General features: G+C 58.7%; 36 protein-coding genes. 15 read left to right on the top strand and 21 right to left on the bottom strand.

Features of this window, described 5'->3' with window-relative positions:
• Positions 1-296: 296 nt before the first annotated feature.
• Positions 297-803 (bottom strand): MarR family winged helix-turn-helix transcriptional regulator, encoded by a 507-nt coding sequence (locus J5N58_RS24620; RefSeq protein WP_244714023.1) that lies wholly within the window; start codon positions 801-803, stop codon positions 297-299.
• Between the two features lie 347 nt (positions 804-1,150).
• Here J5N58_RS24620 and J5N58_RS24615 point away from each other — a divergent pair, with 347 nt between their 5' ends.
• From J5N58_RS24615 to J5N58_RS24590, 6 genes are all read left to right on the top strand, one after another.
• Positions 1,151-2,284, top strand: coding sequence for an ABC transporter substrate-binding protein (locus tag J5N58_RS24615; protein WP_244714021.1), 1,134 nt, complete (start codon positions 1,151-1,153; stop codon positions 2,282-2,284).
• 25 nt (positions 2,285-2,309) lie between these two features.
• A complete protein-coding gene (locus tag J5N58_RS24610; protein WP_046797642.1) occupies positions 2,310-4,214 on the top strand; it encodes an ABC transporter permease in 1,905 nt (634 codons plus the stop codon).
• Positions 4,211-5,014, top strand: a complete 804-nt coding sequence (locus J5N58_RS24605; protein WP_046797641.1) for an ABC transporter ATP-binding protein — start codon at positions 4,211-4,213, stop codon at positions 5,012-5,014. Before J5N58_RS24610 ends, J5N58_RS24605 begins: the two co-directional genes overlap by 4 nt.
• Positions 5,001-5,786 (top strand): ABC transporter ATP-binding protein, encoded by a 786-nt coding sequence (locus J5N58_RS24600; RefSeq protein ID WP_170986361.1) that lies wholly within the window; start codon positions 5,001-5,003, stop codon positions 5,784-5,786. The genes J5N58_RS24605 and J5N58_RS24600 overlap by 14 nt, the downstream gene beginning before the upstream one ends.
• Before the next feature lie 181 nt (positions 5,787-5,967).
• Complete coding sequence (locus J5N58_RS24595; RefSeq protein WP_244714019.1) at positions 5,968-7,173, top strand: alpha/beta hydrolase family protein; 1,206 nt, start codon at positions 5,968-5,970, stop codon at positions 7,171-7,173.
• Between the two features lie 144 nt (positions 7,174-7,317).
• Positions 7,318-8,096 (top strand): IS5 family transposase gene (locus J5N58_RS24590; RefSeq protein ID WP_425314492.1). Its coding sequence is split into 2 segments (ribosomal slippage): positions 7,318-7,644 and positions 7,647-8,096, totalling 777 coding nucleotides; the frame shifts between segments, so codons are not numbered across the junction.
• Positions 8,097-8,166: 70 nt separating this feature from the next.
• Here J5N58_RS24590 and J5N58_RS24585 read toward each other — a convergent pair.
• Positions 8,167-9,420: an ATP-binding protein gene (locus J5N58_RS24585; protein WP_244714004.1), complete on the bottom strand. Its 1,254-nt coding sequence runs from the start codon at positions 9,418-9,420 to the stop codon at positions 8,167-8,169.
• Positions 9,421-9,749: 329 nt separating this feature from the next.
• Between J5N58_RS24585 and J5N58_RS24580 the strand changes: the two genes are divergently transcribed.
• Both J5N58_RS24580 and J5N58_RS24575 read left to right on the top strand, forming a co-directional pair.
• A complete protein-coding gene (locus tag J5N58_RS24580; RefSeq protein ID WP_244714001.1) occupies positions 9,750-9,968 on the top strand; it encodes a hypothetical protein in 219 nt (72 codons plus the stop codon).
• Between the two features lie 18 nt (positions 9,969-9,986).
• Positions 9,987-10,226 carry a hypothetical protein gene (locus J5N58_RS24575; protein ID WP_125271678.1) on the top strand — a complete coding sequence of 80 codons (240 nt, stop codon included), beginning with the start codon at positions 9,987-9,989 and terminating at the stop codon, positions 10,224-10,226.
• Between the two features lie 7 nt (positions 10,227-10,233).
• Here J5N58_RS24575 and J5N58_RS24570 read toward each other — a convergent pair whose 3' ends face one another.
• The gene (locus J5N58_RS24570) at positions 10,234-10,476 is read right to left on the bottom strand and encodes a hypothetical protein (RefSeq protein WP_080823665.1); all 243 of its coding nucleotides are present in this window, start codon (positions 10,474-10,476) and stop codon (positions 10,234-10,236) included.
• Positions 10,477-10,510: 34 nt separating this feature from the next.
• The gene (locus J5N58_RS24565; RefSeq protein ID WP_244713998.1) at positions 10,511-10,933 is read right to left on the bottom strand and encodes a hypothetical protein; all 423 of its coding nucleotides are present in this window, start codon (positions 10,931-10,933) and stop codon (positions 10,511-10,513) included.
• On the opposite strand from J5N58_RS24565, the gene J5N58_RS24560 reads away from it, so the two are divergent.
• The gene (locus tag J5N58_RS24560) at positions 10,932-11,252 is read left to right on the top strand and encodes a WGR domain-containing protein (protein WP_244713994.1); all 321 of its coding nucleotides are present in this window, start codon (positions 10,932-10,934) and stop codon (positions 11,250-11,252) included. The two genes, J5N58_RS24565 and J5N58_RS24560, sit on opposite strands and share 2 nt — an antisense overlap.
• Before the next feature lie 405 nt (positions 11,253-11,657).
• Here the strand turns inward: J5N58_RS24560 and J5N58_RS24555 are convergent, their stop codons facing one another.
• From J5N58_RS24555 to J5N58_RS24540, 4 genes are all read right to left on the bottom strand, one after another.
• Positions 11,658-12,701, bottom strand: coding sequence for a DNA-methyltransferase (locus tag J5N58_RS24555; RefSeq protein ID WP_244713974.1), 1,044 nt, complete (start codon positions 12,699-12,701; stop codon positions 11,658-11,660).
• 176 nt (positions 12,702-12,877) lie between these two features.
• Positions 12,878-13,309: a hypothetical protein gene (locus tag J5N58_RS24550; RefSeq protein WP_244713971.1), complete on the bottom strand. Its 432-nt coding sequence runs from the start codon at positions 13,307-13,309 to the stop codon at positions 12,878-12,880.
• Between the two features lie 128 nt (positions 13,310-13,437).
• Positions 13,438-13,581: a hypothetical protein gene (locus J5N58_RS24545; RefSeq protein ID WP_244713967.1), complete on the bottom strand. Its 144-nt coding sequence runs from the start codon at positions 13,579-13,581 to the stop codon at positions 13,438-13,440.
• A 252-nt stretch (positions 13,582-13,833) separates the two neighbouring features.
• Positions 13,834-14,151, bottom strand: coding sequence for a hypothetical protein (locus tag J5N58_RS24540; protein WP_244713963.1), 318 nt, complete (start codon positions 14,149-14,151; stop codon positions 13,834-13,836).
• A gap of 345 nt (positions 14,152-14,496) precedes the next feature.
• Here J5N58_RS24540 and J5N58_RS24535 point away from each other — a divergent pair, with 345 nt between their 5' ends.
• The gene (locus J5N58_RS24535; RefSeq protein WP_244713960.1) at positions 14,497-15,093 is read left to right on the top strand and encodes a hypothetical protein; all 597 of its coding nucleotides are present in this window, start codon (positions 14,497-14,499) and stop codon (positions 15,091-15,093) included.
• A gap of 155 nt (positions 15,094-15,248) precedes the next feature.
• On the opposite strand, the gene J5N58_RS24530 is transcribed toward J5N58_RS24535, so the two are convergent.
• Positions 15,249-15,569, bottom strand: a complete 321-nt coding sequence (locus tag J5N58_RS24530) for a hypothetical protein (protein ID WP_244713957.1) — start codon at positions 15,567-15,569, stop codon at positions 15,249-15,251.
• Between the two features lie 280 nt (positions 15,570-15,849).
• Here J5N58_RS24530 and J5N58_RS24525 point away from each other — a divergent pair, with 280 nt between their 5' ends.
• From J5N58_RS24525 to J5N58_RS26000, 3 genes are all read left to right on the top strand, one after another.
• Positions 15,850-16,194 carry a type II toxin-antitoxin system prevent-host-death family antitoxin gene (locus J5N58_RS24525; protein WP_125271792.1) on the top strand — a complete coding sequence of 115 codons (345 nt, stop codon included), beginning with the start codon at positions 15,850-15,852 and terminating at the stop codon, positions 16,192-16,194.
• The gene (locus J5N58_RS24520) at positions 16,191-16,832 is read left to right on the top strand and encodes a hypothetical protein (protein ID WP_244713939.1); all 642 of its coding nucleotides are present in this window, start codon (positions 16,191-16,193) and stop codon (positions 16,830-16,832) included. Before J5N58_RS24525 ends, J5N58_RS24520 begins: the two co-directional genes overlap by 4 nt.
• Positions 16,833-17,016: 184 nt before the next feature.
• Positions 17,017-17,139, top strand: a complete 123-nt coding sequence (locus J5N58_RS26000; RefSeq protein ID WP_280520096.1) for a hypothetical protein — start codon at positions 17,017-17,019, stop codon at positions 17,137-17,139.
• Here the strand turns inward: J5N58_RS26000 and J5N58_RS24515 are convergent.
• From J5N58_RS24515 to J5N58_RS24460, 12 genes are all read right to left on the bottom strand, one after another.
• Positions 17,136-17,465, bottom strand: a complete 330-nt coding sequence (locus J5N58_RS24515; protein WP_244713936.1) for a hypothetical protein — start codon at positions 17,463-17,465, stop codon at positions 17,136-17,138. The genes J5N58_RS26000 and J5N58_RS24515 overlap by 4 nt on opposite strands.
• Positions 17,458-17,712 (bottom strand): hypothetical protein, encoded by a 255-nt coding sequence (locus J5N58_RS24510; RefSeq protein ID WP_244713933.1) that lies wholly within the window; start codon positions 17,710-17,712, stop codon positions 17,458-17,460. The genes J5N58_RS24515 and J5N58_RS24510 overlap by 8 nt, the downstream gene beginning before the upstream one ends.
• On the bottom strand, positions 17,696-18,142 hold the full coding sequence (locus J5N58_RS24505; RefSeq protein WP_244713930.1) for a hypothetical protein: 447 nt from the start codon (positions 18,140-18,142) through the stop codon (positions 17,696-17,698). The genes J5N58_RS24510 and J5N58_RS24505 overlap by 17 nt, the downstream gene beginning before the upstream one ends.
• Before the next feature lie 30 nt (positions 18,143-18,172).
• Positions 18,173-19,483 carry a PHD finger domain-containing protein gene (locus tag J5N58_RS24500; RefSeq protein WP_244713926.1) on the bottom strand — a complete coding sequence of 437 codons (1,311 nt, stop codon included), beginning with the start codon at positions 19,481-19,483 and terminating at the stop codon, positions 18,173-18,175.
• Positions 19,484-19,525: 42 nt separating this feature from the next.
• Positions 19,526-19,678, bottom strand: coding sequence for a hypothetical protein (locus J5N58_RS24495; protein ID WP_244713922.1), 153 nt, complete (start codon positions 19,676-19,678; stop codon positions 19,526-19,528).
• Between the two features lie 45 nt (positions 19,679-19,723).
• The gene (locus J5N58_RS24490; RefSeq protein ID WP_244713919.1) at positions 19,724-20,290 is read right to left on the bottom strand and encodes a hypothetical protein; all 567 of its coding nucleotides are present in this window, start codon (positions 20,288-20,290) and stop codon (positions 19,724-19,726) included.
• Positions 20,287-20,769: a hypothetical protein gene (locus tag J5N58_RS24485; protein ID WP_244713898.1), complete on the bottom strand. Its 483-nt coding sequence runs from the start codon at positions 20,767-20,769 to the stop codon at positions 20,287-20,289. Before J5N58_RS24485 ends, J5N58_RS24490 begins: the two co-directional genes overlap by 4 nt.
• Positions 20,766-21,260, bottom strand: a complete 495-nt coding sequence (locus J5N58_RS24480; RefSeq protein WP_244713895.1) for a hypothetical protein — start codon at positions 21,258-21,260, stop codon at positions 20,766-20,768. Before J5N58_RS24480 ends, J5N58_RS24485 begins: the two co-directional genes overlap by 4 nt.
• Positions 21,260-21,985: a DUF6634 family protein gene (locus tag J5N58_RS24475; RefSeq protein ID WP_244713892.1), complete on the bottom strand. Its 726-nt coding sequence runs from the start codon at positions 21,983-21,985 to the stop codon at positions 21,260-21,262. The genes J5N58_RS24480 and J5N58_RS24475 overlap by 1 nt, the downstream gene beginning before the upstream one ends.
• The gene (locus J5N58_RS24470) at positions 21,982-22,419 is read right to left on the bottom strand and encodes a hypothetical protein (protein WP_244713887.1); all 438 of its coding nucleotides are present in this window, start codon (positions 22,417-22,419) and stop codon (positions 21,982-21,984) included. Before J5N58_RS24470 ends, J5N58_RS24475 begins: the two co-directional genes overlap by 4 nt.
• Positions 22,412-22,957 (bottom strand): hypothetical protein, encoded by a 546-nt coding sequence (locus J5N58_RS24465; protein WP_244713883.1) that lies wholly within the window; start codon positions 22,955-22,957, stop codon positions 22,412-22,414. Before J5N58_RS24465 ends, J5N58_RS24470 begins: the two co-directional genes overlap by 8 nt.
• Before the next feature lie 210 nt (positions 22,958-23,167).
• Positions 23,168-24,517 (bottom strand): replication initiation protein, encoded by a 1,350-nt coding sequence (locus J5N58_RS24460; RefSeq protein WP_244713880.1) that lies wholly within the window; start codon positions 24,515-24,517, stop codon positions 23,168-23,170.
• A gap of 449 nt (positions 24,518-24,966) precedes the next feature.
• Between J5N58_RS24460 and J5N58_RS24455 the strand changes: the two genes are divergently transcribed.
• Both J5N58_RS24455 and J5N58_RS24450 read left to right on the top strand, forming a co-directional pair.
• Complete coding sequence (locus J5N58_RS24455) at positions 24,967-25,317, top strand: type II toxin-antitoxin system prevent-host-death family antitoxin (RefSeq protein ID WP_244713876.1); 351 nt, start codon at positions 24,967-24,969, stop codon at positions 25,315-25,317.
• Positions 25,318-25,587: 270 nt separating this feature from the next.
• Complete coding sequence (locus J5N58_RS24450) at positions 25,588-25,932, top strand: hypothetical protein (protein WP_244713873.1); 345 nt, start codon at positions 25,588-25,590, stop codon at positions 25,930-25,932.
• Positions 25,933-26,432 lie beyond the last annotated feature (500 nt).

The following is a 26,432-nucleotide window of genomic DNA, read 5'->3' as shown; positions in this document are numbered from 1 at the left end:
CCACCATCAGCAGCGCCAGATGGGGTCTCCTTGTCGCTTACTGCTCATCACGTCCGGTTATCCGTCAACCGTTAAGCCACGAACAACGTGACAACGCCGTTCTGACGCTTTCGCTGGCCCTTTTAGCCACTTCAGGTCAATGTAATCCCCTTAGAAAGCTAAGTTAGTTCTGGGGATAAGAACAGGGGTAGGTGGGGCTTTTTCTGCAAAAATTTAGAACGGCAGTGCCGCGTAGCCATGAAATCCGGCAGGATTCGGCGTTTGGCAACTCGTCTTCACTTAGGAAACGAAGAACGTTAGGTGGCGACTTCAGGCTGAATCTTGGTCGTCATATTGGCCTGGATGGTACCAAGGAATTGCATCAACATTTGGATCTCCCTTTCGGTGAACCCGGAAGCTGCCGCACCAACGACCTCTTTTGCGATGGGCATCAGCTCATGCTTCAGTTTATGGCCGCGCTCGGTAAGAAAAATGTTGATCTTGCGCTTGTCCTCGCTGTTGCGACTGCGGTTGACCAATCCGTTCTGCTCCATCGCCTTGATCGCGGAAAGAGTTGTCGGCTCCATGGTTCCAACGATCAGCGACAACTGTTTTTGCGTTAATCCATCTTCGTTCGATAGGGCCCGAAGAAAATACCACATTCCCAGCGATACGCCGTATGGCTCGATCCGCTGCTGAAGATATTTCTGGATAAGCCTGTGAGTCAGGCGCACCTGGTAACCTAAGCTTGCGGCGAACGGCAGGGCGACTTGCTCTTCCGAGCCGGCGACGAGATCGGCGTTTTGAGCCGTATCAGCTTTCATACCTAAAAAACTCCATTTGTCCTCACTATCACATGAGCATGTGTCGATAGCAATCACGCGAAGACAGGCATCAACCATAGATAATTAGATATCAAACGATACGCCAAGGTTGTGCCGAAACCTAAAAAATTGGGGCATTTACTAGGTCCGTAGCAGGAAAAGATCGCGGCTATTTTGAACTTCTCTGTCGATATGGCCGGCAGAAATTGATCCTTGACAAATCCTAAGATATCTAAGAACGTACCCACGCATTCGCAGAGGAGCGAAATGCCCGTGAAAAAATTGATCGCGATTTAAGGGAGGTTTTGGTTTTGGGTCTGGTTAAGACTATCTTTGCAACGCTAGCCATGTCCGTATCTGTGGGTGCGCACATCGCACAGGCGGAGACACTCGACATCAATGTGGTCCTGCCGCTTACCGGAGGCGGTGCCTTTCTCGGCAAGGCCGAACAACAGGCCCTGCAACTTTACGAAAAGGCTGCAGCCACCGAAACAGTGCATGGCAAACAGATCAAGTTCATCTTCCACGACGACCAATCCAGCCCTCAGATCGCGGTGCAGCTGGTGAATAGCATCAAGGCTGGGGCTCCGCCGGTCATTATCGGCTCGGCCGTGTCTGGCCTCTGCAACGCCATGGGTCCGCTGGTTCGAAGCGGCCCGGTTCTGTACTGTCTTTCCCCGTCGATCAATCCCAAGCCGGGAGAGTTCGTCTTCAGTTCGAGTGTCTCCACCAAGGGCCTGGCGGAAGGACTGCTCAAATATTTCCGCGACCGGGGCTGGAAGAATATCGGGCTGATAACCTCCACGGACGCAACCGGGCAGGACGCTTACAAGAATATTACCGCATCCGTGGGCAAGGGCGATCTGTCCGACATCAAGATCGTTGCCGAAGCGCAATTCAACCCGACAGAAGTCAGCGCCAGCGCACTGGTTCAAAGGATCAAGGGCGCCAATCCCGACGCAGTGATCGCATGGTCCACAGGCGCACCGATCGGGACGATTTTCAAGGCGATCCGCGATGCGGGTTTTGACGTTCCGGTAGGAACTACCGACGGTAACATGACCTACGCGCAGATGGAGCAATATTCCTCGTTTCTGCCGAAGGAATTATATATCCCCGCTCCCCATTGGCTGAAGTCTGAAAAGGGCGACGCTTCTCCGAAGGTCGCGGCGGCAAAGGCAGCCTTTTACAAGGCATTCGAATCGGCGAACGTGAAACCCGACGGGCCTTCGACGTTTGCCTGGGACCCGGCACTTCTCGTCGTCAGCGCCTTGAAGGCAATGCCGGCGAAGGCGGATGCCGATGCTCTCCGCAACTACCTGAACAACCTTCAGGATTTCGGAGGCATCAACGGCGTCTACGATTTCAAGCGGGATCCCCAGCGCGGCCTGGACAAATCCAATGTCGTCATAACCCGGTGGGACACCGCCGGTGGGACCTGGGTTCCCGTCAGTGACGTAGGCGGAACTCCGCTCAAGTAATACCAGTCGAAACTCGGAGTCCACCATGGCTGAAGTCCTACAGATTTTCGTAGGCGGCGTTCTGCTGGGCGCAATCTATGCGTTGATCGCCCTCGGATTTTCGTTGATCTACCGCGTGACGGGGGTCGTAAACCTGTCGCAGGGCGGGTTTGCAGTTCTCGCGGCGCTCGCCGGTTACACATTCAGCCAGCGACTAGGCCTTCCCCTTCCCATCGCGCTTCTGTGCGCGGTGGGAGGAACGACGGTCGTAGGACTGGCGATCGGATGGTTCACCTTCGTACCCGCGTTGAAGAAGCTTTCCAATGCAAACGTTTTGATGCTGACGGTCGGCATCCTGACGCTGATCGAAGGCTTCTCGCTCATCGTTTGGGGAAGCCAGCCCTATTCTGTTCCCGCATTCTCTGGCGAGCAGCCGCTCGAAATCGGCGGATTGAGGATCACGACGCAAACGTTCTGGATCATTGGCACGGCAATTGTCATCTTCCTGGCGGTCTGGTTCGTGATCTCCCGGACGAAGGTCGGCAAGGCCCTGCGCGCCTGTTCGGAAAACCCATCCGCCGCCGCGCTGATGGGTATCAACGTCAAGCGCATGACGCTGCTCAGCTTCACGCTGGCGACACTGATTGCGGCGGTGGCCGGCGTGGTCGTCGCTCCGACGACTACGCTGCAATTCAATACCGGACAGCTTTTCACCATATCCGGCTTCATCGCGGTGGTCATCGGCGGTATCTCGTCCTTCCCCGGCGCGATCGTCGGAGGTCTCTTTCTCGGACTGGTCACCCAGTTTGCAACGGCCTACGTTTCGTCACTGTTCAGCAACGCCATCGCACTGATCCTGCTGCTGTTTATCCTCATCTATGCGCCGACCGGTCTTATCCCGTCCAAGATTACCCGCCGGCAAGACGTTCGCGAGGAACCGCGAGTCTGGGGTCACCTCACGAGGCTCGCGCCGCAAACCGCCTGGATCGCCGCCGCAGTCGGCATCGTCATCGCCGTTGTCGTCCCGCTGGTCATTCCGGCTGCGTATATCTCGAGCCTGACCATTGCCGCGATCATTTTCCTTGCCTTGATCGGCCTGGATCTGCTGATGGGTTATACGGGACAGGTGAGCCTTGGCCAGGCCGGTTTCATGGCGATCGGCGGTTATACGGCCGGGTATCTCTCGATCAATTACGGGATAGAGCCTGTCTTCGGTATTGCGGCGGGCGTCATGTTGTCGCTTCTGTCCGCCCTGGTGCTGTCGATCGTGACATTGCGGCTGCGTGGTCTCTATCTGGCACTGGCGACATTGGCATTCGGACTGCTCATCGATTCCTGCGCCATCGGTTTCATCGACATCACCGGTGGACCGTCGGGGATGGTCGGGATCCCGTCCTTCTCGGTCGGTCCCCTGTATTTCGATACGCCGATGTCCATGTACTTCCTGGTTGTCGCGGTCGATGTCGTGGTGCTTTTCTGCCTCTTCGGTGCGTTACGCACGAGTTTCGGCCGCGCCCTGCAGTCGATACGGTCTGACCAGATGGCGGCCAGCGCGCTCGGTATCAACATTGTCCGCTACAAGCTGGCCGTCTTCATGATCAGCGCCGCTCTCGCATCGATCTCCGGCAGTCTTCTGGCTTACTCCTTCAACTTCCTCGCTCCTGAAATGGTGGGGACGGCACGCTCGCTGGAACTGGTCTCGATGCTCGTCATCGGCGGCGAAGGGACGCTTGTCGGCCCTGTGTTCGGAAGCGTGCTTTTGACAATGCTGCCGACGATCTTCCAGCCGCTGGCGATGTACAAGACCTTCTTCAGCGGGGCGCTGCTGATCCTCTGTTTCCTCTATCTGCCGCGCGGCATGTACGGCGTTATCGCGCACGCGATGAGCCGCGTGTCGACCCCGAAAACCGTCGCGAACAGCCAGGGACTGGCGGAAGGAGGTGCTCAATGAGCCAGGATCTAAAACAGCCGAACGGCACGGATATCCTGCGAGTGGACGGTCTATCGAAAAAGTTCGGCGGGCTGAAGGCGACCGACGGCGTGAATTTCTCCGTACAGGAGAATTCCATCACGGCGCTCATCGGACCCAACGGTGCAGGGAAAACGACGGTTTTCAATCTGATCACCAACATTTTCCCGCCCGACGAAGGAACCGTTGCATTTTTTGGAAAGCAGATTGCCGGTTGGAGCCCCATGGACATCGCCAATCTCGGCCTGATCAGGACATTCCAGTCGGCACGTGTCTTTCCGGGTCTGACTGTTCTGGAAAACGTCATGGTCGGTCGCCATCGCCTGATTAAAAGCAGTGATTTTGGCCAGATGCTGTGGAGCCCGGAAAGCCGGCGCGAAGAGATGAGGATCCGGTCCCAGGCATTGGCGATGCTGAAAATCGTCGGCCTCGAGCGCTTCAAGGATGCGCATGCCGTGGACTTGCCTATGGGTGCCCAGAAGTTGCTGGAAGTCGTCCGCGCCGTGATGGGCAGCCCCCGGCTTCTCTGTCTCGACGAGCCGGCCGCAGGTCTCAACGACACGGAAACCGAGGAACTGGCCGCCCTTCTGAGAGCGATCCGCGCTGCCGGAATCTCGATCCTGGTGGTGGAACACAATATGTCACTGGTCATGAATGTCGCCGATCACGTGGTCGTTCTCGATGCCGGCAGGGTCATCGCCGCTGGATCGGCCGCGGAGGTTCAGAGAAACCCGCAGGTCATCGAAGCATATCTGGGGAGGGAGCAGAATGCCGCTGCTTGAGTTGAAAGGCGTTTCCGCGGGCTATACCGGCGCGAGTGTGCTGAACAAGATTACTCTGTCCCTGGATGCCGGTGAGATCGCAACCTTGGTCGGATCCAACGGTGCCGGTAAAAGCACGATTGCCAAACTCGTGTCGGGAATCCTGACGCCCATGCAGGGCGAAGTGATTTTCGATGGAAAGTCGGTCAAGGGCCTTTCAGCATCGGACCGGCTCCGGCTCGGTATTGCGCATGTTCCCGAAGGCAGACAGATTTTCGGCGGCATGACGGTCCTCGAAAATCTGCGGCTCGGCGCCTACAGTGTGCCGTCGCGACTGTCGATGGATATCGAGAGCCAGCTGGCATTCGTCTGCATGTTCTTTCCGGTGCTGAAAGATCGCCTCGGCGATGTGGCAGGGAATTTTTCCGGCGGCCAGCAGCAGATGCTGGCGATCGCACGTGGACTGATGTCGCGGCCGCGGCTGCTGATCCTCGATGAACCGTCGCTCGGAGTGGCGCCGCTTTTGGTCAACGAGATTTTTCAGCTGATCCAGCGTCTGCGCGGCGAAGGCATCACCATTCTGCTGGCCGAGCAGAATGCCCGACAGGCGCTTTCGATCGCCGACCGCGGCTATGTCATCGAAAACGGGCAGATGGTCATGGAGGGCGCGGCGGCCGCGCTCGCCGGATCTGCAGATATAGCAGAGCGCTATCTCGGGATCGGCACATCCATCGGTGCCAATGAGGATAAGGATGCCCGCATGGCGAGGGAGCTTTTGCGGATCGTTGCATAACATCGCCCGGAATACGGGGCGAAATTTGACCATCACTATCATATGAGGGAGGAGTTCGACTTTGAAGAAAACCATCTATGCGCTGATTTGCGCCGGCGTGGCGTGCCTTTCGGCAAACCTGGCGCTCGCGGCGCCGCCGCCGGAATATGTCAGCTTTGGCGCCGCGTCCGGTATTTTTCACATGCCGGCAGACGGCAAGGCGACGGTTGCCTTTTTGGCGATCCACAGGACTGCAAACTATCTGACCCATCCGACATGCGCTGAAATGCCGAAGCGCGGGTTCGCGGCCCTTTGCATGAATACCCGCTTCAACAACAACGAGATGGTTGTCGATTGGGACCGGATCGCGCTGGACGTCAAGGCTGGGGTGGAGTTCCTGCGCAAGCAGCCGGGTATTCGCTATGTAGTGCTGCTCGGCCATAGCGGAGGGGGGCCGACGCTCAGCTTCTATCAGGCGGTGGCCGAAGCAGGCCTGTCCTTCTGTCAGGATCCGAAGAAGCTTGTGCCCTGCAGAGACGATCTGGCCGGCCTTCCCAAGGCGGATGCGATCGTTCTGGCCGACGCCCATCCTGGTGTACCGGTCATTCTGCTGCGAAGCCTCAATGGCTCCGTCATGGACGAAACACCCGGGAAATTCGACGCAAAACTCGATCCATATGCAACTGAGAACGGGTATAATCCATCGGGATCCTCCCACTATTCAAAGGATTTCCAGACACGGTATTATCAGGCACAGTCGCTGCGCATGAACGCGCTCATCGACAAGGCATTGGCGGAGAGACGAAAAATTCAGGAAGGCAAAGGGCCTTACCCGGATGATGAAGCCTTCTTCATTCCTCATGGCGGAAATCCGGGAGCCGGCCCGGGTGGTGCATCGCAATTGCATAGCATGGACACCGCGATCGCCCTCAGACAGACGCGGGCACCGCAGAAGCTGATCAAAAACGACGCTTCCATCGTCAAGGAAATTGTCACGTCCGTCAGCCCGCCGGAACTCGACGCCAAGCAGACGACAAATTCCTTCGGTAAGGGCACAAAGCAACTGACGCTGACGTCCTTCCTGACGACGCAAGCGGTTCGCTCGACCAATTCGCTCGACGGTATCGATCATTGTTCTTCCAACAATTCCACGATCTGCGCCGTGGAGAAAATAACGGTCCCGACCCTAGTCGCCGGAATGACGGGATATCTGTTTATCCGCGACTCCGAAGAGATCTACGAGCATTCTGTCGCCAAGGATCGGGATCTGATTTACATCGAAGGAGCAAACCACGGCTTTGCGCCCTGCAAGCTGTGCGGGCCTGAAAATGCCTATGCGAACTCCCAGAAGAACCTGTTCGACTACATCGCCGCTTGGACAACCGAAAGATTGCCGGCCAAGCCGTGAAGGACGACGGCGGCCGATAACAACTCCATCGACCGCCGCTGTCATCCGCAGACCACTTGCATACTATATATTCCGACTAGGCAGTGTCCCCATAAATTGGGTTCATCTTATTGACGGTGTGTGATTCAATTTCCGTAAAAGGAGATTGCCATGCGCCGTCACGAATTGAGCGACGAAGAATGGGACATCATCGCACCACTCCTGCCGACCAATAGCCGTGGAGTTGAACGTGTCGATGATGGCCGAGTGATCAATGGCATCCTGTGGCGTTTCAGGACTGGTTCGTCCTGGCGAGATGTGCCGGAGCGTTATGGCCCGCGCACGACGCTTTATAATCGGTTCTCCCGCTGGCGTAAGGCAGGCGTCTGGGATCGTCTTCTAGACGCCGTTTCAAAGCGTTACGATGGAGACATAGTGATGATAGACAGTTCCTGTGTTCGTGTTCACCAGCATGGTGCCAACGCTAAAAAGGGGGCTCTGCCGATCCTTGCATGGGACGTTCGCGCGGCGGCCTGACGACAAAAATCCATGCTCTTGTCGATGCAGATGGCAGACCGGTTCGGCTGGAACTCACCGCCGGCCAAGCCGCCGATGCACCAATGGCTGAAAAGCTGTTGAGCGACCTACGGCCCGGCGCGACGATCCTCGCCGAAAAGGCATATGACACCGACGCAATTCGTAACTTTGCCAAACAACGCAAATGCTGGGCGAACATCCCTGCAAAGGCCAACCGAAAGCAGACATTCAGCTTCAGCCGCTGGGTCTACCGTCAGCGCAACCTCGTGGAACGCTTCTTCAACCGTATCAAGCAGATGCGCGGCGTTGCGACACGATACGACCGGCGTGCAGACAATTACATGGCCGCCCTCAAACTTGCCGCAACGAGGATATGGATCGCCTCAGCTAATGAGTCCGCATCCTAAGACTTGCGAATATACACACCTTCCGCAAAAGAGCATCGCGGCTTTGTTCCATAAATCGCATTATGTGATGTTATAACGTCCATAGTGTTGACAGTGGAGCTGCCGAAATATTCTCATCAAACGGCGTGAACCGATCGTGATCATGGAGCACGAGCCCCCGCAGGAAACGATCTCCTGTCGCAGCTTTGAGCTGGCGCAAACCCTTAATGTCCGACGGACGGACTGTTGCCGACGCCTTAACCTCGATCCCAACAATCCGACCGCGACGGTCCTCGATAACGAGGTCCACTTCATCCTGGTCCTTCGTGCGATAGTGAGAGAACGATAGCCGGAGATCGGTCCAGGCTGCGATCTTTAGGATTTCGGATACGACGAAGCTTTCGAGCAAGGGTCCGAAGCGCCCCCGGTCTCGCCGTAGCCTCTCCTCACCATCGCCGCGCACGGCAGCAAGCAGGCCACTGTCGACGAAGTGCATCTTCGGGGTTTTAATCAGACGGCTGAGGCTATTGGTCGACCAAGGCGAGACCAATTTCAGAAGATAGAGGCGCTCGAGGATGCCGACGTATTTCTGAGCTGTGACGCTGGAGATCGCCAGCGCCGATCCGAAACTGGAATTGTTCGTAAGTTGACCCGCGTGTTCCGCCAATACGCTCAGCAATCTCGGAAGCCGATCGAGTTGGTCGATATTTGCGATATCACGAACGTCACGATCCAGAATCAAGGAGATATAGTCGTCGAGCCAAGCTTGTCTTCGACCGGCACTCTTTCTTCGCAAGACTTCGGGATATCCCCCTTTGAGGACAATCTCGATAAGGTCTCCCGCATTGACGGGCGACCCTACTGATGTAAACGGTTCGTCCGAAAACACCCGGTGCAGGAACTCGCCCGGCGCGCGGACGATTTCGGCTTGAGCCAATGGAAATAGCGAGATTACGGCCATACGACCCGCCAGGGAATCTGCTATGGCGGGAACCGTCGCAAGATTGGCAGAGCCAGTGATCAAGAACCGACCCGGTCTAGTGTCGACGTCGACGCTTTCTTTGAGTGCGAGCATAAGCTCTGGGGCTCTTTGGATCTCGTCTATAACTGCCCCATCCAGCCCTCGGATAAATCCGACGGGATCGCTGCGGGCTGCCGCCAAGGTACCTATGTCGTCGAGGGTGAAATATGGCCGACCGTCTGCGACGAACTGCCGCGCAAGGGTTGTCTTGCCTGCCTGTCGTGGGCCGGAAATGAGAACAACACGGGTATCTTCCAGCGCCTCCCGGATTTTCGGGGCGACTTTCCGATCGTAGTAATGTAGCGACGAATCTTCAGTCTTCATTCGACTGTTTTTAAACCAAATTACGGCCAATTCAAAGTCGTAAGTCGACGATTTCAAATCATCGCTGCATTGGCGATGCCGTCGAGCCGATCAACGCTTCCTGCTCAATCCCGGCACCACGAATTCTTTCACGGCGACCCGCCTGCGGTCAATTCTCGTCCATCTAAAGGTTGTCTGGTCGTGCGTTCATGACTTGCTCCGCCCGGCATCAATTGTCGCCTCAGCGGGTAACCTTACCTGCTTACCAACATTCAGGCATGTCCTTGCTTAGCATCTCTGAATTGTAGAGTTTTCACCCGATGGGGCTCCTCAGCGGCAAGGGGGAACGAATGCTGGCACAGATGCGCGCTCAATACGTGGTCGTGGATCCGCTGTCGTCCCTCGCCGGAAACATAGCCGCCGTGGAAGAGCGGCTGCTCGAAATGGGAATGCACTGCGAAGCGTTTACTGTGACTACCGGTGAGGACGGAATGACCCGCCTGAAATTCTGGGAGCCTGACCGTGTGGAGGCCCTGAGGATACTCGCCAGGCTGGACGGCCACGTTTGAGCTTAACACGCGGTTTACATGCTTCGGGTACGGTCCAAGGCCATGAACCCTTACCTCATCATCCTGCGCAGCACTCTCGCCCGGCTACCGGAAAACACGCCAACAGCCCGCCTTGAGGTATACGCCAAGGCGCGGGAGGGCGTGACCAAAAGCGTGGATCGATTGGATCCAAGGCCGTCAGAGGCGGCACTGCGCAGGATGATGGAAAAGCTTGAAGCGGCCATTGCTGAGGTGGAAGCCGAACAGGGCATTCTCTGAGCCCGCCTTAAACTCTTCCGATTGTCCCCTCCAGCGGCGCTACGGTAGACCCCGCGATAACCTGCGAAACCACCACGGGACCTACAAACCGTTCTATGTCGCCGTCGCCGGCATCACGAAGTAGCTCCAGGCTATAACCATCGGCGAGCGCAGCGGCTCGCACGGCATTGGCCATCGGGTGCGCGTCTTCCAGCCTGACATTGCGATGCTCGGCAAGCCAGTCTTCGAGCCAGTCATCTACGGTCCGCATGGGGATTACCTCATGATTGAGCGGAGGTCATGCTTCATGCGGATATAATTACATGGACGCATTTCAGGTTCCACTTTCCTGATGCGATGCCCGCTGAGCCGCGTGCAGTCAGGCCAAGGCCGCCTGCGCCCTGCTCGGGGTTGCGCGACGACAGGCTCTCGGAGCATGGCGCAGACGTCAAAACCAAGAACACCGGCGACTCGATAACCGGCATGATGCGCTCCATGACGCAGGAGGAGATGCTGGAACTCGGCTGGATCGACAAATAGGGTCGCATCATCTCCAGGCACAGCCCCGAACAACGCGCAGAATTAGGATGACTGGTCCTGCCAACGGGTTTGTCCATGAGAGCTTCCGGCGCCGATAACCCACCCATCACGCCGATGAATCGGAGCGCCTCGACCGATTCAAAAGTCTCATTGGACTTGAGGCAGCGGTTTGGCGATGCTGCCGGCATGGCTCTCTACCCGTACCGTCTCTATTGTCGCAAGATCGACCGTACCCAAAACCTGTCGCGCTACTATATGCTCGCCATCGAACCGACGCTCTTCGGTGAAATCGCCGTCGTGCGGCAATGGGGACGGATCGGCAAGCGCGGCGGTGAGAAACGCGACGTTTTCGCGATCGAGCGGGACGCCGCGATCCATTTTCTGATGCTGGTACGCAAGAAGCGGAAAAGGGGCTATCTGCCGGTCATCACCGGTAGATTTGCTGGCGATACGCCGGCTAACCGAGGCAACGGCGAGGATCCGATTGCCGCTCAAGATCGGTTTTGAGCCTGGAGTTGAGGCTCAAATGTTCTTTTCCGCGGACTGGCCTCCACCGGCCTTCATCCGCTCTCGGATCGTGATCTCAACGACTTGCCTCTCTTCGTCCTGCTCCACGGCAGATGCGCACAACAGTTGTTCGAAACGGGCCTTGGAGAGAGCAGGGGCAAAGACGCGCATACTGAGATTCGCATTGAATTCATTCGAAGGTGATCAGATCGGCCGGTTGCGGCAACCTCGGCGGATCGATTTCCCCAACATTTCGAGCGGGTTGAATGACATGGCGGAAAGGTGGGGAGAATGATGCCGTTGCCTCTGGTGAGGTTGCCCTGTTCTGGCCCCCCTGCTCTGGCCCTTCCCGGCATGTGCTTCGCGCCCACTGTTTGGTTATCGAGGATCGGCGCCGTCATAAGTTCAACCCAACGGCGACGCGCTCCAAATCCGCTCCGAATGAACAATCTCCCGAAAGCCCGCGTCCGGCACGTGCGTCGGGGTGGATGACATGCTGGCAAGGTCCAGTTCATTCGGTGCCAACACGGCTGTATAGGCAGCGCGCAAATCGTCGTCGCATGTGTCGGTGGCGAAACGAAGGAGGGAGGACGCGACATAATCCCTGTTCATCTCGAATGAGATCCAGCGCCGATGCAACCTCTCCGCCGCCTCGCCGGTCGTGTTTGATCCGGCAAAGATATCAACGACGAGATCGTCGGGAGCGGTCAGCATCCTGATGAAGAATTCCGGAAGCAATCTTGGAAACCGGGCCGGGTGTGGGGTTACCCCAAGTCTCTTGCAGCGGCGCAGATAGGCGTCATTGCTGCTCGTGTTTGGAATTTCCAGCACGTTGGAAGGAATAGCTCCGCCGTTATCGCGTGCAATGGTTTTCGTCATGCTGTGCCCGCTCGGTCGAACGGCTTCTTCCGTGCGGTTATCTGTTTCCGCGAGAAGTTTGCGCATCCTTTCGCTGTATGGGGTGAGGACGTTTCGGACGTCTGCCTTCGGCCACGGCGATTTGCCGAGCCACAGGATCGTGTTGACGGCGTCCTTGGCGCGGATCTTGCGCTTGTTCACCCATTCGATCGGGCTCGGCAGCTTGGCCGTATTGTGCCAGTAAAATTCCTGGCAAAGATGGTACCCCAGGTCTTCGCAGAGACGAAGAACGACTTTGTAGATGTGAAGGCTGCGAGAAGGGGTGCCGCGTTGATAGGCCCCGCCGAGATCGATGACGAAGCTGCCGTCTGTTGCGAGTTTTGGCATGACTTTCTCGGCAAAGGCGGCGAGCCAGTCGACATAAGCGGTCTGGTCCTCATTGCCATAAGCTTTTGGTCTCAGCAGCGGAAACGGTGGCGAGGTCATGACCAGGTCGACGCTTTCCTCATCAAGCCGATCGATGAGTTCGAGCGCATTGCCGCACCAGGCTTGTCCATAGGCGGTCGAGTAGAGTGGTTGAGCAGGGTTCATCAAGAGAATTCCGGGTGATGAGCGCGACTTTCCGTTCGCGGACCAATGGCCGCGTCGAAAGACACGTGTTGATGAGAAGGATTGGGATTCCGGGTAGCGATCCCGTGTTCTAGGGTCGAGAGGGTTTCGGGCGCCCTCACCCAGGGTCAGTCAAATGGTCGAAGCGTCACGGCGACCTAGTGCCGCGTCGCTGACTTGCGGCCGAATTCAGCTCTTTCCTCGTCATGCTGCAGCTTTACGGCATGGGACACGACGGCCTCGGCGGCTTTCCGGATCTCGTCGCGATACTGCCGTGGCATGTCGGCGGGAAACTGTCCGAACATGAAGAGCACATAGGAGATCGCCATGCAGCCGGTCGATGAGGATAAAGCCCGGGCCAGGTTCCAGACATGCAGATTTGAGGGCAAGCTTACCAACAGCGTCCGCGGCTTGTTCTGTACGTCTGCCTCTTGCCGCAAGCTGATGCCCGTAGGAGTGAGTTGCAGGTACCAACCTGCAGTGAGGCCATCGCCACAGTCGGCCTCGTCAATGCTGCGCATCTGGTTAACCAGCGCCTCGCAGCATGCGTGGAACAGAGCTTCTTGAGCTGCGATCTTGTTCATGTCCATATGTCGGTATCCTATTCGGGGAATAGACGGCCGAGTGGCCGGTGGAGTTGGTAGTGTCGATCGACGACCATTCGCCGGGTTCTATTCGCGCTGACCCTCCGATGCGATTTCCCTCTGGATCAGCGAGGTCACCACTGCACGAATGGTAGTTTCGCGCGGGCGACGTGGATCTTGAGGGCCGTCAGTGTCCCTGAAGGCACGTCGACCGTCAGTCGATCGGCATGGCTTCGCCGCTCCCGCCGAGGCAGGGCATTCGCGTCGTTCTTGTTCATGCTGGGACTCCGTTGGTGTTCGCTACCCGCCGTGATCAGCCAGGTTCCTCAGTCGTCGCCGAGGTGGAGATATGCCAGTTCAAGGGCACGGGGGTGCGCTTCCTTGATGGCGTCCGCGTCAAAGTACGAGCCTCTGACTAGGCAGGTCAGGATGCCGCCGCCATGTCGATCTCGTGGCGGTTCGTCTGCTGCAGGAGCGCATCGATTTGTCGCTGCCGTCCCGGGCTTTTGCTGGCTCTCATGCGCTCCATGTTAGGCGTCCTCGATCTCGAAGAACTCTGCGATGGTTTGCGCGGAGGCGTGCTCCTCGGCAAACGAGCGGGCTTCCGCGATGGTGACGGGGAGCAATCCCTCGCCGCCAGTGTAGCCGCCGTAATCAGAGCGCGACCACCTGCTCAGCGGACCGCCATACCCCGCCAGGAAGAAACGCCCCCGGGGCGACAGGTAAAGGCTTGTATCTTCGTAGCGGAAGTCCCTCGAACCGTTGGAGCTCTCAAAGTTGCAGACTTCGGTCGCCGTGAGTGTGCTGTAGCGGAGACCTTCGATGATTTTGGTGATGTTGTGCGACATCGCATGACCTTCTGTTGGAGACCTGGAGTATGGCTTCGCCATTCGCGCCGAGGTCGTCGTGCGTTAAATTGTCCTGCTGTTCAGGAGGTTATCGACTGTGGAAACCCGCCTTTGTGCGACCCCACATCAAAAGTGTTGGAGCAAACCAAACCGGGCGCAAGAGGGAAAATGAACGTCCGATGCATTTTCTTGGCGGCACTTCGATACCCGATGTTCGATGGAGTGGCGATAATCCCGGCTTCGACGGGTGAACGATCGCGGAGGGGCAGGATCGTACGACTTCGCGCCCTTTGTCACTTGCGGTCGCCGGCGAGACTCTTGGCTTCATCACCAAGGGAGTCCGACATGAAAAAGGAAAGACCAAAGAAATCGCTGTGGAACTTGCTCAACCCGCTGACCTGGTTGGACGCTGCCCTGGGGCTGCTCGTGGCGATTTTTGCCCCAATCCTGCGATTGTTCGGACAGATGCCGCCACCGGACACGGAAGGGTTCGAAAACATACAAACTTCCGACGTCGATGATGCCGATCGGCTTGCGAAACAGCAGCAGGCGGCGGCCGATGCGATGGCGCGGGCGATGTCTCCGGCCGAAGTGGTTCGCCTCTACGCCCGGGCGGACGCTGCCGGCCGTGCCACGATGGATCTGTCTGTGCTGGAAGTGGCGGAACAGGACTGGCTGCTGCGGTTGAGCGACGATGATCTCGTCAAGCTCAGCATGTCGACGACGGCCGCGTGCGCTCGCAGCCTGAAAGCCAGGAGTGTAAAGCCAGCTTATGCCAGGCCGAAGCCGGAGGTGGAGGCGCCCGAGATCCTGAAAATCCCGAGCGCCGAAGAAACCGAGGAGGCAAAGCGACAAGTGGTGGCCGCCCGGTTTCGCGAACTTGTTCTAACCCCTGGCACTAGCAACACGAATGCGTATCGTGCTGCCGACACGCTCCATTGAGATACCATTGCTCTTCATTGCGAAATCGCCCGGCCCGGATCGCGGCCGGCGTTCGATCTCGAAGCGCCGCAGCGCCTCGTACAATTCCGGCATCTCGTGCATCACATCACCACACTGCTTCACCAGACCCTCATCGGAAAGATCGGGGATAACACTCATGCGCCACCTCCCGTACGCAGACGGTCGATATGGGCCTGGCGCTGAGTGAGAGCGGTCTGCAGACGACGGACTTCGGCTTCGAGCGCCGCAACATGTTTGACGGCGCGAATGGCGATATGGCCGAGTTCGTCGGCGCGGCCACGGGCCTCCGCCAGGTCGCACGCGAACTGATAGGCGGCGCGGCGCTCCCGGGCGCGGTCGGCAGCCTGGATGCCGGCGGCGAGCGCGTCATGGAACGTCGACGCGATGCCGGCGGTGAGCAGGCCCAGTTCCAGCGCCGCCTGGCCGGCGGGATTGCGAGAGTTGAAGATCGTCATCGTGTTACCTCCAGCGGATCGAAGCCGGACGCTACAGGGACCTGGCAACGCTGGGAGCCCCAAAACTGCCTGCAGGCTTAAGATTTTACGATCGGCGGCCTTGCCTCCAGATCCGTCCGGTTATCCAGACAGTGTTGCCGCAGGCTGCGGATCGCGGCCGGGGCATCGGGGCCTCGATTGCCGCATGAGGGAGGGGCGGAGCCGAGCCCCATTCCACTCTCATGAAGAATTTGCGCTGAAAGGCGAAATATGTAAATTTACGTAAATTGCCCGGAGGTGTATGATGCAAACTATTCGCTCGATCAACCTGCAAAAGAACTTAGGTGACGTTTTAAGGGCGGCCGATGTCGAAGCTGTTCTGGTGACGAACCGGGAACAGCCTCGGGCAGTGGTTATGTCTGCGGAAGAGTTCATTCGACTGAAGACCGCAGCAGGGGAACCCGTCCCCGCTGAAGTTCGCAAATCCCGACCGACACTCCATAGACGATCGGTCGATCCGCTTGGTTACGATACGCGCGATCCCTCCTATGTTGTCCGAATGGCCGAAGATGCTCTGAATGGACGGAACTCGGAGGAGATCGAGCAAGAGATTGATCGCGCGATGAGCCGGTGGCGCATGCGATGATGGATGACGATATCTCTCGTAGGCCACGCCTTCTCATCCCGGACAATTCGCCGCTTTCCCTGCTCTCCATGGCCGGGCGCGAGGCGCTGGATTGTCTGTTCGTTCCCGGCGTCGACGTCTGGATCACGGATATGGTGCAAATCGAGGCCACACGAGATCCAGATCCTGGCGACGATCAACGGACGGATCAACGCCGAACGATAGCGGAATGGTTTGACGAAAACAGGCATCGAGTTTCGGTGATTGAAACCGCCGTCGGACGCGAATATTCGAAAGCGATGACGAACTGGACGATGGGTGGAAGCCATCCTGACCTGAAGCCGGACTGGGCTGATCGCGGCGACTACAGTCTTTTCGACATTCTCAAGGCGGCAGAAACCATCGTCGAGGACAGCGAGGCTGTCGTTCTCCTGGTCGATGACCGACGCGCCCGCGCAGCCCTCAGGCAGAGCGAAGATCTTAATCTGGACATTCTTTCGACAAGGGCGTTCATCGCGATGCTGGAAGATGAATTCGGTATGGAGAATGCGGACGACCTTTGGCAGATCATCGAAATCGGCGCCGGCGTGAACGAGCACGGAAAATCGCGCGTTCCTGATCCGCTGCCTGAGGATCCCATCTATGTCCGCAAGCCGTAGGAAGAGCGTGGCTACGTTGTACGCAGTGGGGCTATTGCTCCTTGGTTCCGCAATTTTGCGCCATCGATGCTGGTATGGATTCCTCGAAAAAGGCTGGTTCTATCCGTGTTGGAACCTCTTCCATTTTTTGCCGATCCTGATGTCACATAAACGGTTTTATAATTAAAGGCTTGGAGAGCATACCATGCTGCATTTGCCGATCTTTGTCGCCGATGTCTGGCGTGAGTTGAACGCCGTCGCATTATCCTTTTCGCAGGCCATGACCATGAACGATCCTGCCAATATCAAACTGTCTGAGAATCTTTAAAGGACGTTCGTTCGTGACTGGCGGCCGCGTTCAGAGTCCGCCGGTTTTTCGGGATCCCAACGATATCGGTCGGGATAACGTGCGAGCTTGGCGGCGGTTATACCGCCCCGATCGACAGGGTCGACATAGAGCGCCCGGGCAGTCTCCAGTTCGATGTACCATTCCGCCTCGTCCTCGGACATTGACCGTATCGCGGCGCTTCGCTCGCTATCCGGCAGCGCCAGGTATTCGTCCATCCGTTCAGTCTCGGCTGCGGACGGATTTTCGATTGGCAGCCATTTGAGCTGCAGCCAGTCACACACGCATTCGTATTCGTCGTTATCCATTCCGGTGGTCCATCGGGTTCAGGTTCGGCCGGATCGATGCCAGGCGATCCGGCTGAGGGCTGGTTGCCTCGAGCGATACCGGATCATCGCCGTCCGTCGTCACATGGATCCGCATGCGGCCAGAATTTCGCCAGGCCCGGTGAAGCCGAAATCCCCATGCTGGCGGCCAGGCTGATCCGACAACGATGATGTTGAGGATGATGGCCGCCCAGCCGTCTCCCACATCGACTTTAACGCCGCGTGTCATCGTCGCTGTCCCTGGACATCCGCTGCATTTCTTGCATGAAGTCCAGCCCGTCGCCATAATCCTCGAGAAAGTGCCTGAGATCCTCTTTGTCGTTCGGGTCGTAGGCGACATCGACATGGTGATCGCACCGGACGAGGCCAGCGTTTCCACCTCCCCTCGCCCGACCGGCAGATCCGCAGATCTCGCAGGTGAGAAGCGAGCGTGCCCGGGCAGCCTGCCGGATCAGTTGCCAGGCGCGCCAGGGGTGCGCAACACTCTCATCCAGCGGCATGTCGAAGGCGTTATAGGCTGCCTCCAGCCGCAGCGAACCGTCCGGCGCGCGTGTCGCCGAGACGATCTCGATATCCCATTCACGCGGGAGTCTTGAGACCTCGCCCCGGGCCTCGACAAGAATGCGACGCCAGCCTGCGGCGATGAGGATATCCGGCATTGTCCACCTTTTGGTCGGTTCTTATCGACATCAGCTTTTTGGCTGCCTCTCCCGTATCCGCGCATATTCGGCGTCGATCATGCGGCGCAGCCAGTGCCGCAGCCACGCAACGTCTGCCGGCGACAGGTCGAGCACGAAGGGAAACAGCGCCACCTCGTCGCTGACATAGCGGTCGAGATATCCCTCCTTCACCACGCTGCCGCAGGCAGCGTCGGTCAGATCCCCGGCATAGGCCTCGAGCAGTTTTCTCTCGCGCCCCGTGAGCAGAGCAGCCTCCTGCCCCAGCACCGGATGGTCGCCGAAAAATCTTGCCATCGCTTGCGCTCCGCTGTCGCGCCGCTGTCGCCGGCAACGTTCGTCGATTGCCAGGCTTTGAAGATAGCGGCGGAGAAACGCCCGGTCGTCGTCGGACAAGGGCTGTACACCAACCCACCGATCGACCTCGGACCTCAGCCAGAAATCCACATCGTGATCGGCAACCGACATCGCGGCGACAACCGCGATCTCAAGCTTGTCGATGAATTCCAGCAGCAGATCAGCCTTCCGTCCATAATTGGTCTCGATATCAGCCTCGATCTGGCGGGCGATGTCGGTTCGTGGCACGAGATCGATAATATGGCTCTTCGGACGTTTGCGCCCAGGAAGGAGATCTTTCAGAACTTCGGCGGCCTCGGGAGGATCGTCTTGCCCGTCTTCGAGCCAATGCCATGGATCTGCCCATCGTCCGTCGTCCTCCCTGAACGATCCGAGCACGGCAGCATGCTTGCCGCACGTCGTCTTGGCCCACTGCCCGATCCGCAGTCTGCCGGGATCCCCGCAAATGTCGCAGGTTGCCAGCGATCGCAGCCTGACCTCCTCGCGCAATCGCCGGATTTCTGGCATGGCGCCCCGAGCATCGACATCGAATGAGACAAAAAGCACCAGGCAGCCGAACTTTTCCTTGCCGCCGTCCAGCCGGACTTTCCACGACGTCGGATAGGTCCGCATGCGCGAAACAGCATCCCGCACGAGACCGACCCACCCGATGTCGAACATGAATTCGGCGTCGCGAGCCACGACATCATCGTTGTCGGCGATGAGCTGTCCGAAGATCTCCTCGCGGTCTCTTGCGCGCGATAGGGCGACACGTCGCAAGGATTCAAGTCCGACCTGATCCCTCAGGTACTGACGATCGTCATCCGAAAGATCGCGCAAATCCTCGAACTCGCCGGCGACGAAGGCAACGAAATTGGCATCGATGAAATATGTCCGCGTCGCCGCGTAGTGCTGCGCAATCTCGACGATGCGTCCGAGATAGGTCCCACGCAGCCATCGTTTTCGATCTTCCGAATTCATGCTCATGCGGACATCTCTGTTGCCGGGTGTTTGGGCCCGGCTTGTTTCTCACAGTTCGATGATAAGGCCCGGGTTGAAGTTCGGGTTTTCACCGGCATGACCTTGCGGATTGGCGACGATGTCCGCCTGCGGAACCGCAAACTCCCGCGGCGTTCCGTAGATCTCGAAATGCTGGTCGGACTGGCTCCAGAGTTTTGTCATTTTACCCCTCAAGCGATGCTGCGCGGTCCTGGCCGCATGTTCGGCTCATGCGCGGCAAGCCAATCCCTGTCTTCCCTCAAAAGTCTTCCTCATGCCGGACATCCTCTGTCCGAGCCGCACCCACCCCTCCTCCGTGTGGGCCATCTGTTTTTCCCGATGCAGGTACAAAAGCCGGGTCGTCACCCATAGCTGATGATGATCCGGATGATGTACGATGCCGCCGAGCTTCCAGCAGGCCGGCCGGTCGCCGCTCTGGAACAGGACCAGCGACCATGGCTCCAGCAGCGGCGCCGAGATCAGTTCGGCTGCCGAGGGCTCGGTCTTTCGGCACAGGCGAAACTCCAGCGGTGGCAACAAGGCCCCGCCGGGCGCCGACAGTTCCAGCAGCCGGCGACCAAGATGAAACAGCGTCCCGGTGTGCTCGACCAACAGCCATCCCGCTCGCCGGCAGGTCTCGTCGTCAGCGACCCAGTCGGTCGCGAGGTTGGGCTCGATTTCCGGGCAGCGGCGGATGGCCTCGGCCAGCAAGGCTTTGCGGTCCATGGTTTCGATGGCACTGGCGCGCGCAATGCCAAGACTTGCGCGGCGGCGACGGAGCAATTCGTTCATCATGCCCAGTCCGGTGCCTCCGTCGGGATGAACGCATCGCGATCGGGATCATAGACAATCCAGCCCTCCTGCGTCTGGCGAACATCCCGCGGTTCGGGTTCTTCCGGGATCGCCATGATCCCATACTGAACCGCATGATCGTCGCAGGTGACGGTCAGGTATCTGTCGCGTTTGCGAAACCGTCCGCGCCGTCCACAATATTCGCATGTGTGCAGGGACCGGGCCTCGGCCAGCCGATGCGCGTCGGTGATCGTCGTGACAGATGAAAGCGTCTCGCCGTAGGAAGAGTCATAGATTCTCAGCGTGCCGAGCTTTTCCTTCACTTGCCTCAACTCGTAGGCCGCGCTCACCGGCATCTCGCGATCAATGACCACGAAATACTCGTCCAGAATTCTCAGCCAGCCCAATTCACACTGAAACCCAAACCTTGCCGGGATCAGCCGCGGATATCTTGACCTCAGGTCGTCCCATGTGCCCGTCATCGGTTCCATCCTTCCGGCGGCTCGCTCGGTAACATCGCATCGGCGCTCTCGTCGTAGCGGTACCAGCCGCCCTGGCACTGCATCATCCCGTCCATCCGGCCGAGACGCGGTGCACCCCATGATCGCTGGTCCTCGGAGGCATGGTTGTCGCAGACGCAGCGCCACCAGGCGTAGCGGCCCGGCGGCGGCCGCCGGATCCATCCGGCCGCACCGCAGACCTCGCAGGTCAGGCCGCTCTTGATCTCGGCCTTGCCTTTTGCGAGCCTCGCTTGCAGAACCGGCGTCTCGCACCAGATCCGCATTCCGCCCCACTTCTCCTTGATCTCGAGAACCGCCAGCGACGGATCGTGCGGCAGGGCTTCGCCGACAAAAGCCCGGACAAGCGGCAGCCAGCCGATCCCGACGTCGACATCGCGGGCGGCATCGAACACGCCGGGGAAATCCTCGACTAGATCGTCAAGCTTGATGCGCGGATACTCGATCATCGGCATCAGTGCATCCTTTCCATGAGGTAGGCCTGCCAGAGTTTCGCCAGCCACGCGTGCTCGTAGTTCCCGGACGCCTGCAGCAGATCCCACAGGGCCTGGACGTCGGCGCTGCCACCCGGCGCCTCGCCTTCCGCCAGAGGCTGCTGCCTCAGACGGTGTGCCGTCAGCCGGATCTCGCGCTCGGCCGGCCGGTAGCTGCGGCCGAGCCGGTAGATACGCGTTTCGCAACGTGCCCAACGGGGCGGGATGTTCTTGTCGATCTCAACGACAAGCGACGAGTGCCCGTAATGGCCTTCGCCGATCAAGGGATGCTGGAAAAACCACCCGTGGATCTGCTGCCTTTCTCCGAAGAATACCGTTCCCTGAAGCTCCCAGCCCTCGATCAGCGGCGCCGATCCCAAGTCGACTTCGCTTGGTGCACTGCCCATGTCACATCCCGCTTCGCATGCATCACAGGTAACCTCGCGACGCCCTTCCCGGTCGCGGCCGTGTCCGCAGCCGCAGGACATGCAGGTCGCCAGCGACCGGGTGACGGATTCCTGGATCATCCGGTCGAGACGGGTGCGCTCGGCGGGTGTCAGATCGCGATCGTCGCAGCGCACATGAAGCCAGCCGCGGTCACCGTTCATCTCAAGCACCGAAAGACCCGGAAACTCGCGCATCAGGGTCAGTCGCAGGTCGGTGATAAGCGCCAGCCAGCCGATCGCGAATTTCTGCTCGGACGTCATCGGCCGCTACAGTTCTGGTGACATTCGGTGCACAGAAAACGATCGCCAAGCACGGCGTTCGGGTCGTCGAAGAGGGCTTCGAGCCCGGTCTTTGCGATGATCTCGCCGGGCCTGCCGCAATGTTCGCATGCCTCGCAAAGCCGTTCCTGTGCCCGCTCGACGATACGATTGCACATCCGCCGGTCGGCCTCGGTGGCGCCGTCGGAATATCGGATGTCGATGACGACAAACCCCGCATTCCGCGTCGTAATGCCGTATACGCGAGAGGCGCAAAACCGGTCGGCGATATCGAGATCATGAAGCAGGTCATCGACGATCACCTGCAGGCCGCGACGGAACTGCAAATGCTTGATCGGCGGGACGGCATCGCCGTAGCAGGCAATGAGGTGGTTGTACCAGGTGGCATCGGGCCGCAGCGGAAAAGTGTCAGGCATCGAGCGTCTCCCGGATCTCGGCAAAAGTCATCGGCGAAAAATTTGCGATCGGGCTATCGATACCGACATCGCGGCTGCGCCCGAGCGGCGGCAGGGTGCCGTGGCTATGTCCATAGAGGTGGTAGCTGCCGTGATGGGCGGCGGGCCAGGTGCGGCAGGCATAGTGATGCAGAGATAGACGGCAGCCGTCGTCCGTCGTTTCAAGTGCTGCCAAGGGCGGCCGATCCCATGGCAGATCGCGGATCACCTTGTTCACGCGCCCCTGCCTGTCGAGATCGTGGTTGCCCAGGATCAGGATCTTGCGACCGCGGATTTGGTGAAACAGGTGGCGGACATAGTCTGCGTCGCCGGACAATGCGAAATCACCGACAATGTAGAGCATGTCGTCGAGACCGACGCGCTCGTTGATGTTGGCGACGATCCTGGCGTCCATGTCTTCGACGGTGTCGAACGAACGGGTCGCCGGGCAGTGACGGAGAATTCCGTGGTGGCCGAGGTGCAGATCGGCGGTGTAATATTTTGCCGTGAAGCAAGACATGCAAAGACTCCGGAAACAGACATGCGAAAGCGGTGCCCCGCCAAGGGGTCAGGCGGCTATTCGGTCTATTCGGAGTCCTGCGGTCATCGGTGTAGTCCTTGTTCCGGATCCTTGTATAGGGACCCGGAGCGGCTGTGAGCCCTAAAAATGGACGTCAGACGAGAAAATATCAGCGAAGGGCAAATGTCATCCGATCGGATGACGGGTACGCTACACGGGATCACAAACCGAGTTGATGAAGTCCTTGAGCACATCGCGTGTGGATCTGCCGGCATCGGGTTCCATCTCGACTTCGACATAGTCGGGATCGAGCGGTGGAAGGTTCCGCAGATCGTATCTGCCGGAAACACAAGAAGGCTCCTCGGGATCCCGCATCCACAATTCAAAAGCATGTCCGACGCCGCGGTGCTCGAGAGCGGCGATCAGTTCACTGCCGTCGAACAGGACGGTTTGTCCAACGCTGAGCGCCGGGGATTCGCGGGCGCGATCGAGGGCATCGGCCCAGCGTTTTGCCGTCTCGATGACGTCGGTGTTGAGCACGGTGGCAGCCCTCGCGAGCATGCCGATCGGCGGCAGGTCTTTTTCCAGATCCATGCCGCGTCGGATCATCAGCGCCTTCAGGATCGTGACCTGCTGCGACGAAACCTCGGCCTTTCGCCGCTCCGAGAGGGGTCTGCTGGCCTTTGAAACGGTGAGGAGGATCCGGGTGACCGGACGTCCGCGGGTGTCCGCCTCGATCCGGTCATAAGCGATCACCTGGAAACGGCGCACGTGAAGACTGATATCGGCCAGCGCCGGCAGCAGGCAGCGGTGTTCGAAATTCGAGAATTTGAACTTTCCCGGTTCGTATGACCAGCCGAGCTGGTCGGCAAGTTCTTCCGGAGTGACGCTGATCGGATGTGGCCGTTCGAAGGACATGCCGGCGCGAAGGGCCAGGACAGGATAAAGCCGAGCGGCGTATTTGCAGGAAAACTTGGCGAAGGGAGCGAGTTCGAGCCAGGTGTATCCCTTCGCGGCGAGGATCGCCTGCCGGACGACGTCGGGCAGAGAATATCGGATGCAACGTTCTCCAGAAGCGTCAACGTCCTCGGAGCATTGCAGCAATCGGACATGCCGCCGGCCTGGCTCAACTCCGTCTCTGGCCATGAAGTTGTAGCTCACCCGTGTGTTGGTGAGATCGGCCATATATTCCCTGATCCTGGCCGTCCGCGTGACCTGCAGGAAAGCCCTCACAGAGGAAAATGGCACCGTGAACTCGGTCTGCTCGACCAACTTTCGCCGTGCATGTGCCATCAAGTGCTCATAAAGCGCGATTGTTTTTGCGCCCAAGGTTTCCGTCACCGCTCCTGCAGATTCCGCGCTATCGCAAGTTCCGGCGTAGCGGAGCGTCCTGATCAGCACGGCCGCACGCTCGACGGAAATGTCCGCTGCCTGTTCGGACTTCGGATCAAGGACTGCGGCAAGGTTTCCGCGCACGCCAACCCTGCTGGCACCGGTCCCCGGACGGGCTGCTCTCCGTTCGAGGCGTGTCCTGAAGTTCGAAAATCGCGGTGCGGGCATGGATCCTCCTCTCTCCCCTTTGATGGTTCGGCGTCGAGGCGAAGATGACAAGAGGCATTCGGTGCGGACAGGAGACATTTTTTGATCGCGCGGCGCCACGATGTAGCCGGAACGGGCAGTTTTCGGATCAGGATGGTGGCCGAACCCGTTGACAACCCGTGACGGCGGCAGGGTAGATTGCGTTGATCACCAGTGGATACTCTAAGAAAATACACGGACAGCGATTTCGCCGATCCCTCGGCTCTTTCGTGCCTCGCCATCCGACGTGAGGGGTAGAGCGCCGGCCGGCCGGGAAGTGGAACTGTCCCGTCCAGCTTGCCCCTGTCGCCGACGGTCGGGTCGTGGAGTGGGCGGATGTAGCCTGGGCAGGCGGAATTTTGGACAAGATATTTGCCCACGCCACACGTCGCGATAAAATACATAAAACATGAATTTGTGGAGATGCTCCTATGCAGACCTTCACCTCGGTCGATTTGCAGCGGCAGAACGGCGACGTTCAACGGGCAGCATCACGGGAGGGTGTCGTGGTGACGTCTCGTGGAAAGCCCCGAAACGTCATGCTGTCCGTCGAAGAATTCTGCCGCCTCAATCGCATGGCCCACGAGCCGATCCCAGCCGCGCTTATCCTCCGCAGACCTGTGGTCGTTCGCCATGTTCCAGATCCTCTCGGCTACGACGTGAGCGACTTCAGGCACGTCGCGGCCCAGATGTCCGAGGAGGCGATCAACGGTGTCAATGACGATGCGGTCGAGGTCGAGCTGGACAGGGTTAGAAGCCTGTTCAGCGGGGATAGGCGATGATCGACAAGCCGCAAACAGAAGATCAGAGGTCGCCACGTTTTTTGATCATGGAGAACACGCCTCTATCCCTCCTTGGTAGCATCGAGGCGCTGGATTGGTTCTTTGAGCCCGGATGTGAGGTGATGATAACCGATATGGTGATCGCCGAAGCCGTCCGTGACCCTGGTGAAGGACAAGACCAGCGGCGAGATGATCGGGCCTATGTGGCTCAGTGGCTGAAACGCAACCGATATCGAATCAAGGTTCTCGCGACGACCGAAGGTCGACGGTATGAGCGAGAAATGCTGGGAGCGGGCCGGCAAGCCTCAAGACTTGCATCCCGATTGGACGGATCGGGGAGAACGCAGCGCGTTTTCGGCTGTCCAGGACTTCAAATCGGCCCTCGCGCAGCATGAAGAGATTATTGTTGTCATGGATGATCGCAACGGCCGTGATGCGGTACGGGCAGTACGTGCCGACATAACGCTGATGGGCACGAGAACGTTTGTCCGTTGGATGGATGAGGATTTTGGAATAACGGCAGCGGCGACAGCATGGCAGGCTGTCCGAATGGCAACCAACCATGCCGCGGATGAGGGCGAGGAAGACGATCCGGTATTGATCAGAAGGCGATGACCGCCGGAGATTTTGATAAGATCTTGCGCGACGTCGGATCCAGGGAAACGGCTTGTTCCAATGTTGTAGTCGGAGAATTCATCGCCGAATTCGCGGTCCCCGGAGTGCTGCAATGCAGCCGGAACAATCGGTATTCCGGTCAGGATGAAGTCCAAAGACATTGACAACCCGTGACGACGGAAGGGCGGAGTGTGCCGATCACCGGTGGATACTCTAAGAGAGTACACGGATAGCGATCTCGACGGCCCTTTGGCTCTCTCGGGCCTCGCATCACAGCGTGAAGTTTGGAGCGCCCGCTGGCCGGGGAGTGAAACCGTTCCGTCGAAATTGCCTGTCCGGCATTCGAAGACCTGACGTCTATCTTCCCTCTACCCGGGTTATCTCCTTTGGTCTGCCGCCGACTTTGCCCGGATTGCCCCTTGTCACCGATGGCCGGATCGCGGAATGACAGGATTGGCGTTGTCACGTTGTTTGACGGAGGGCGCATGTATCGCTCTTCG

It is taken from the genome of Paenirhizobium cremeum (assembly GCF_022884085.1).
In the GTDB taxonomy this organism is placed as follows: domain Bacteria; phylum Pseudomonadota; class Alphaproteobacteria; order Rhizobiales; family Rhizobiaceae; genus Allorhizobium; species Allorhizobium cremeum.
Note: the sequence above shows the minus strand (reverse complement) of the source record. Positions and strands in the feature narration are given on the sequence as shown.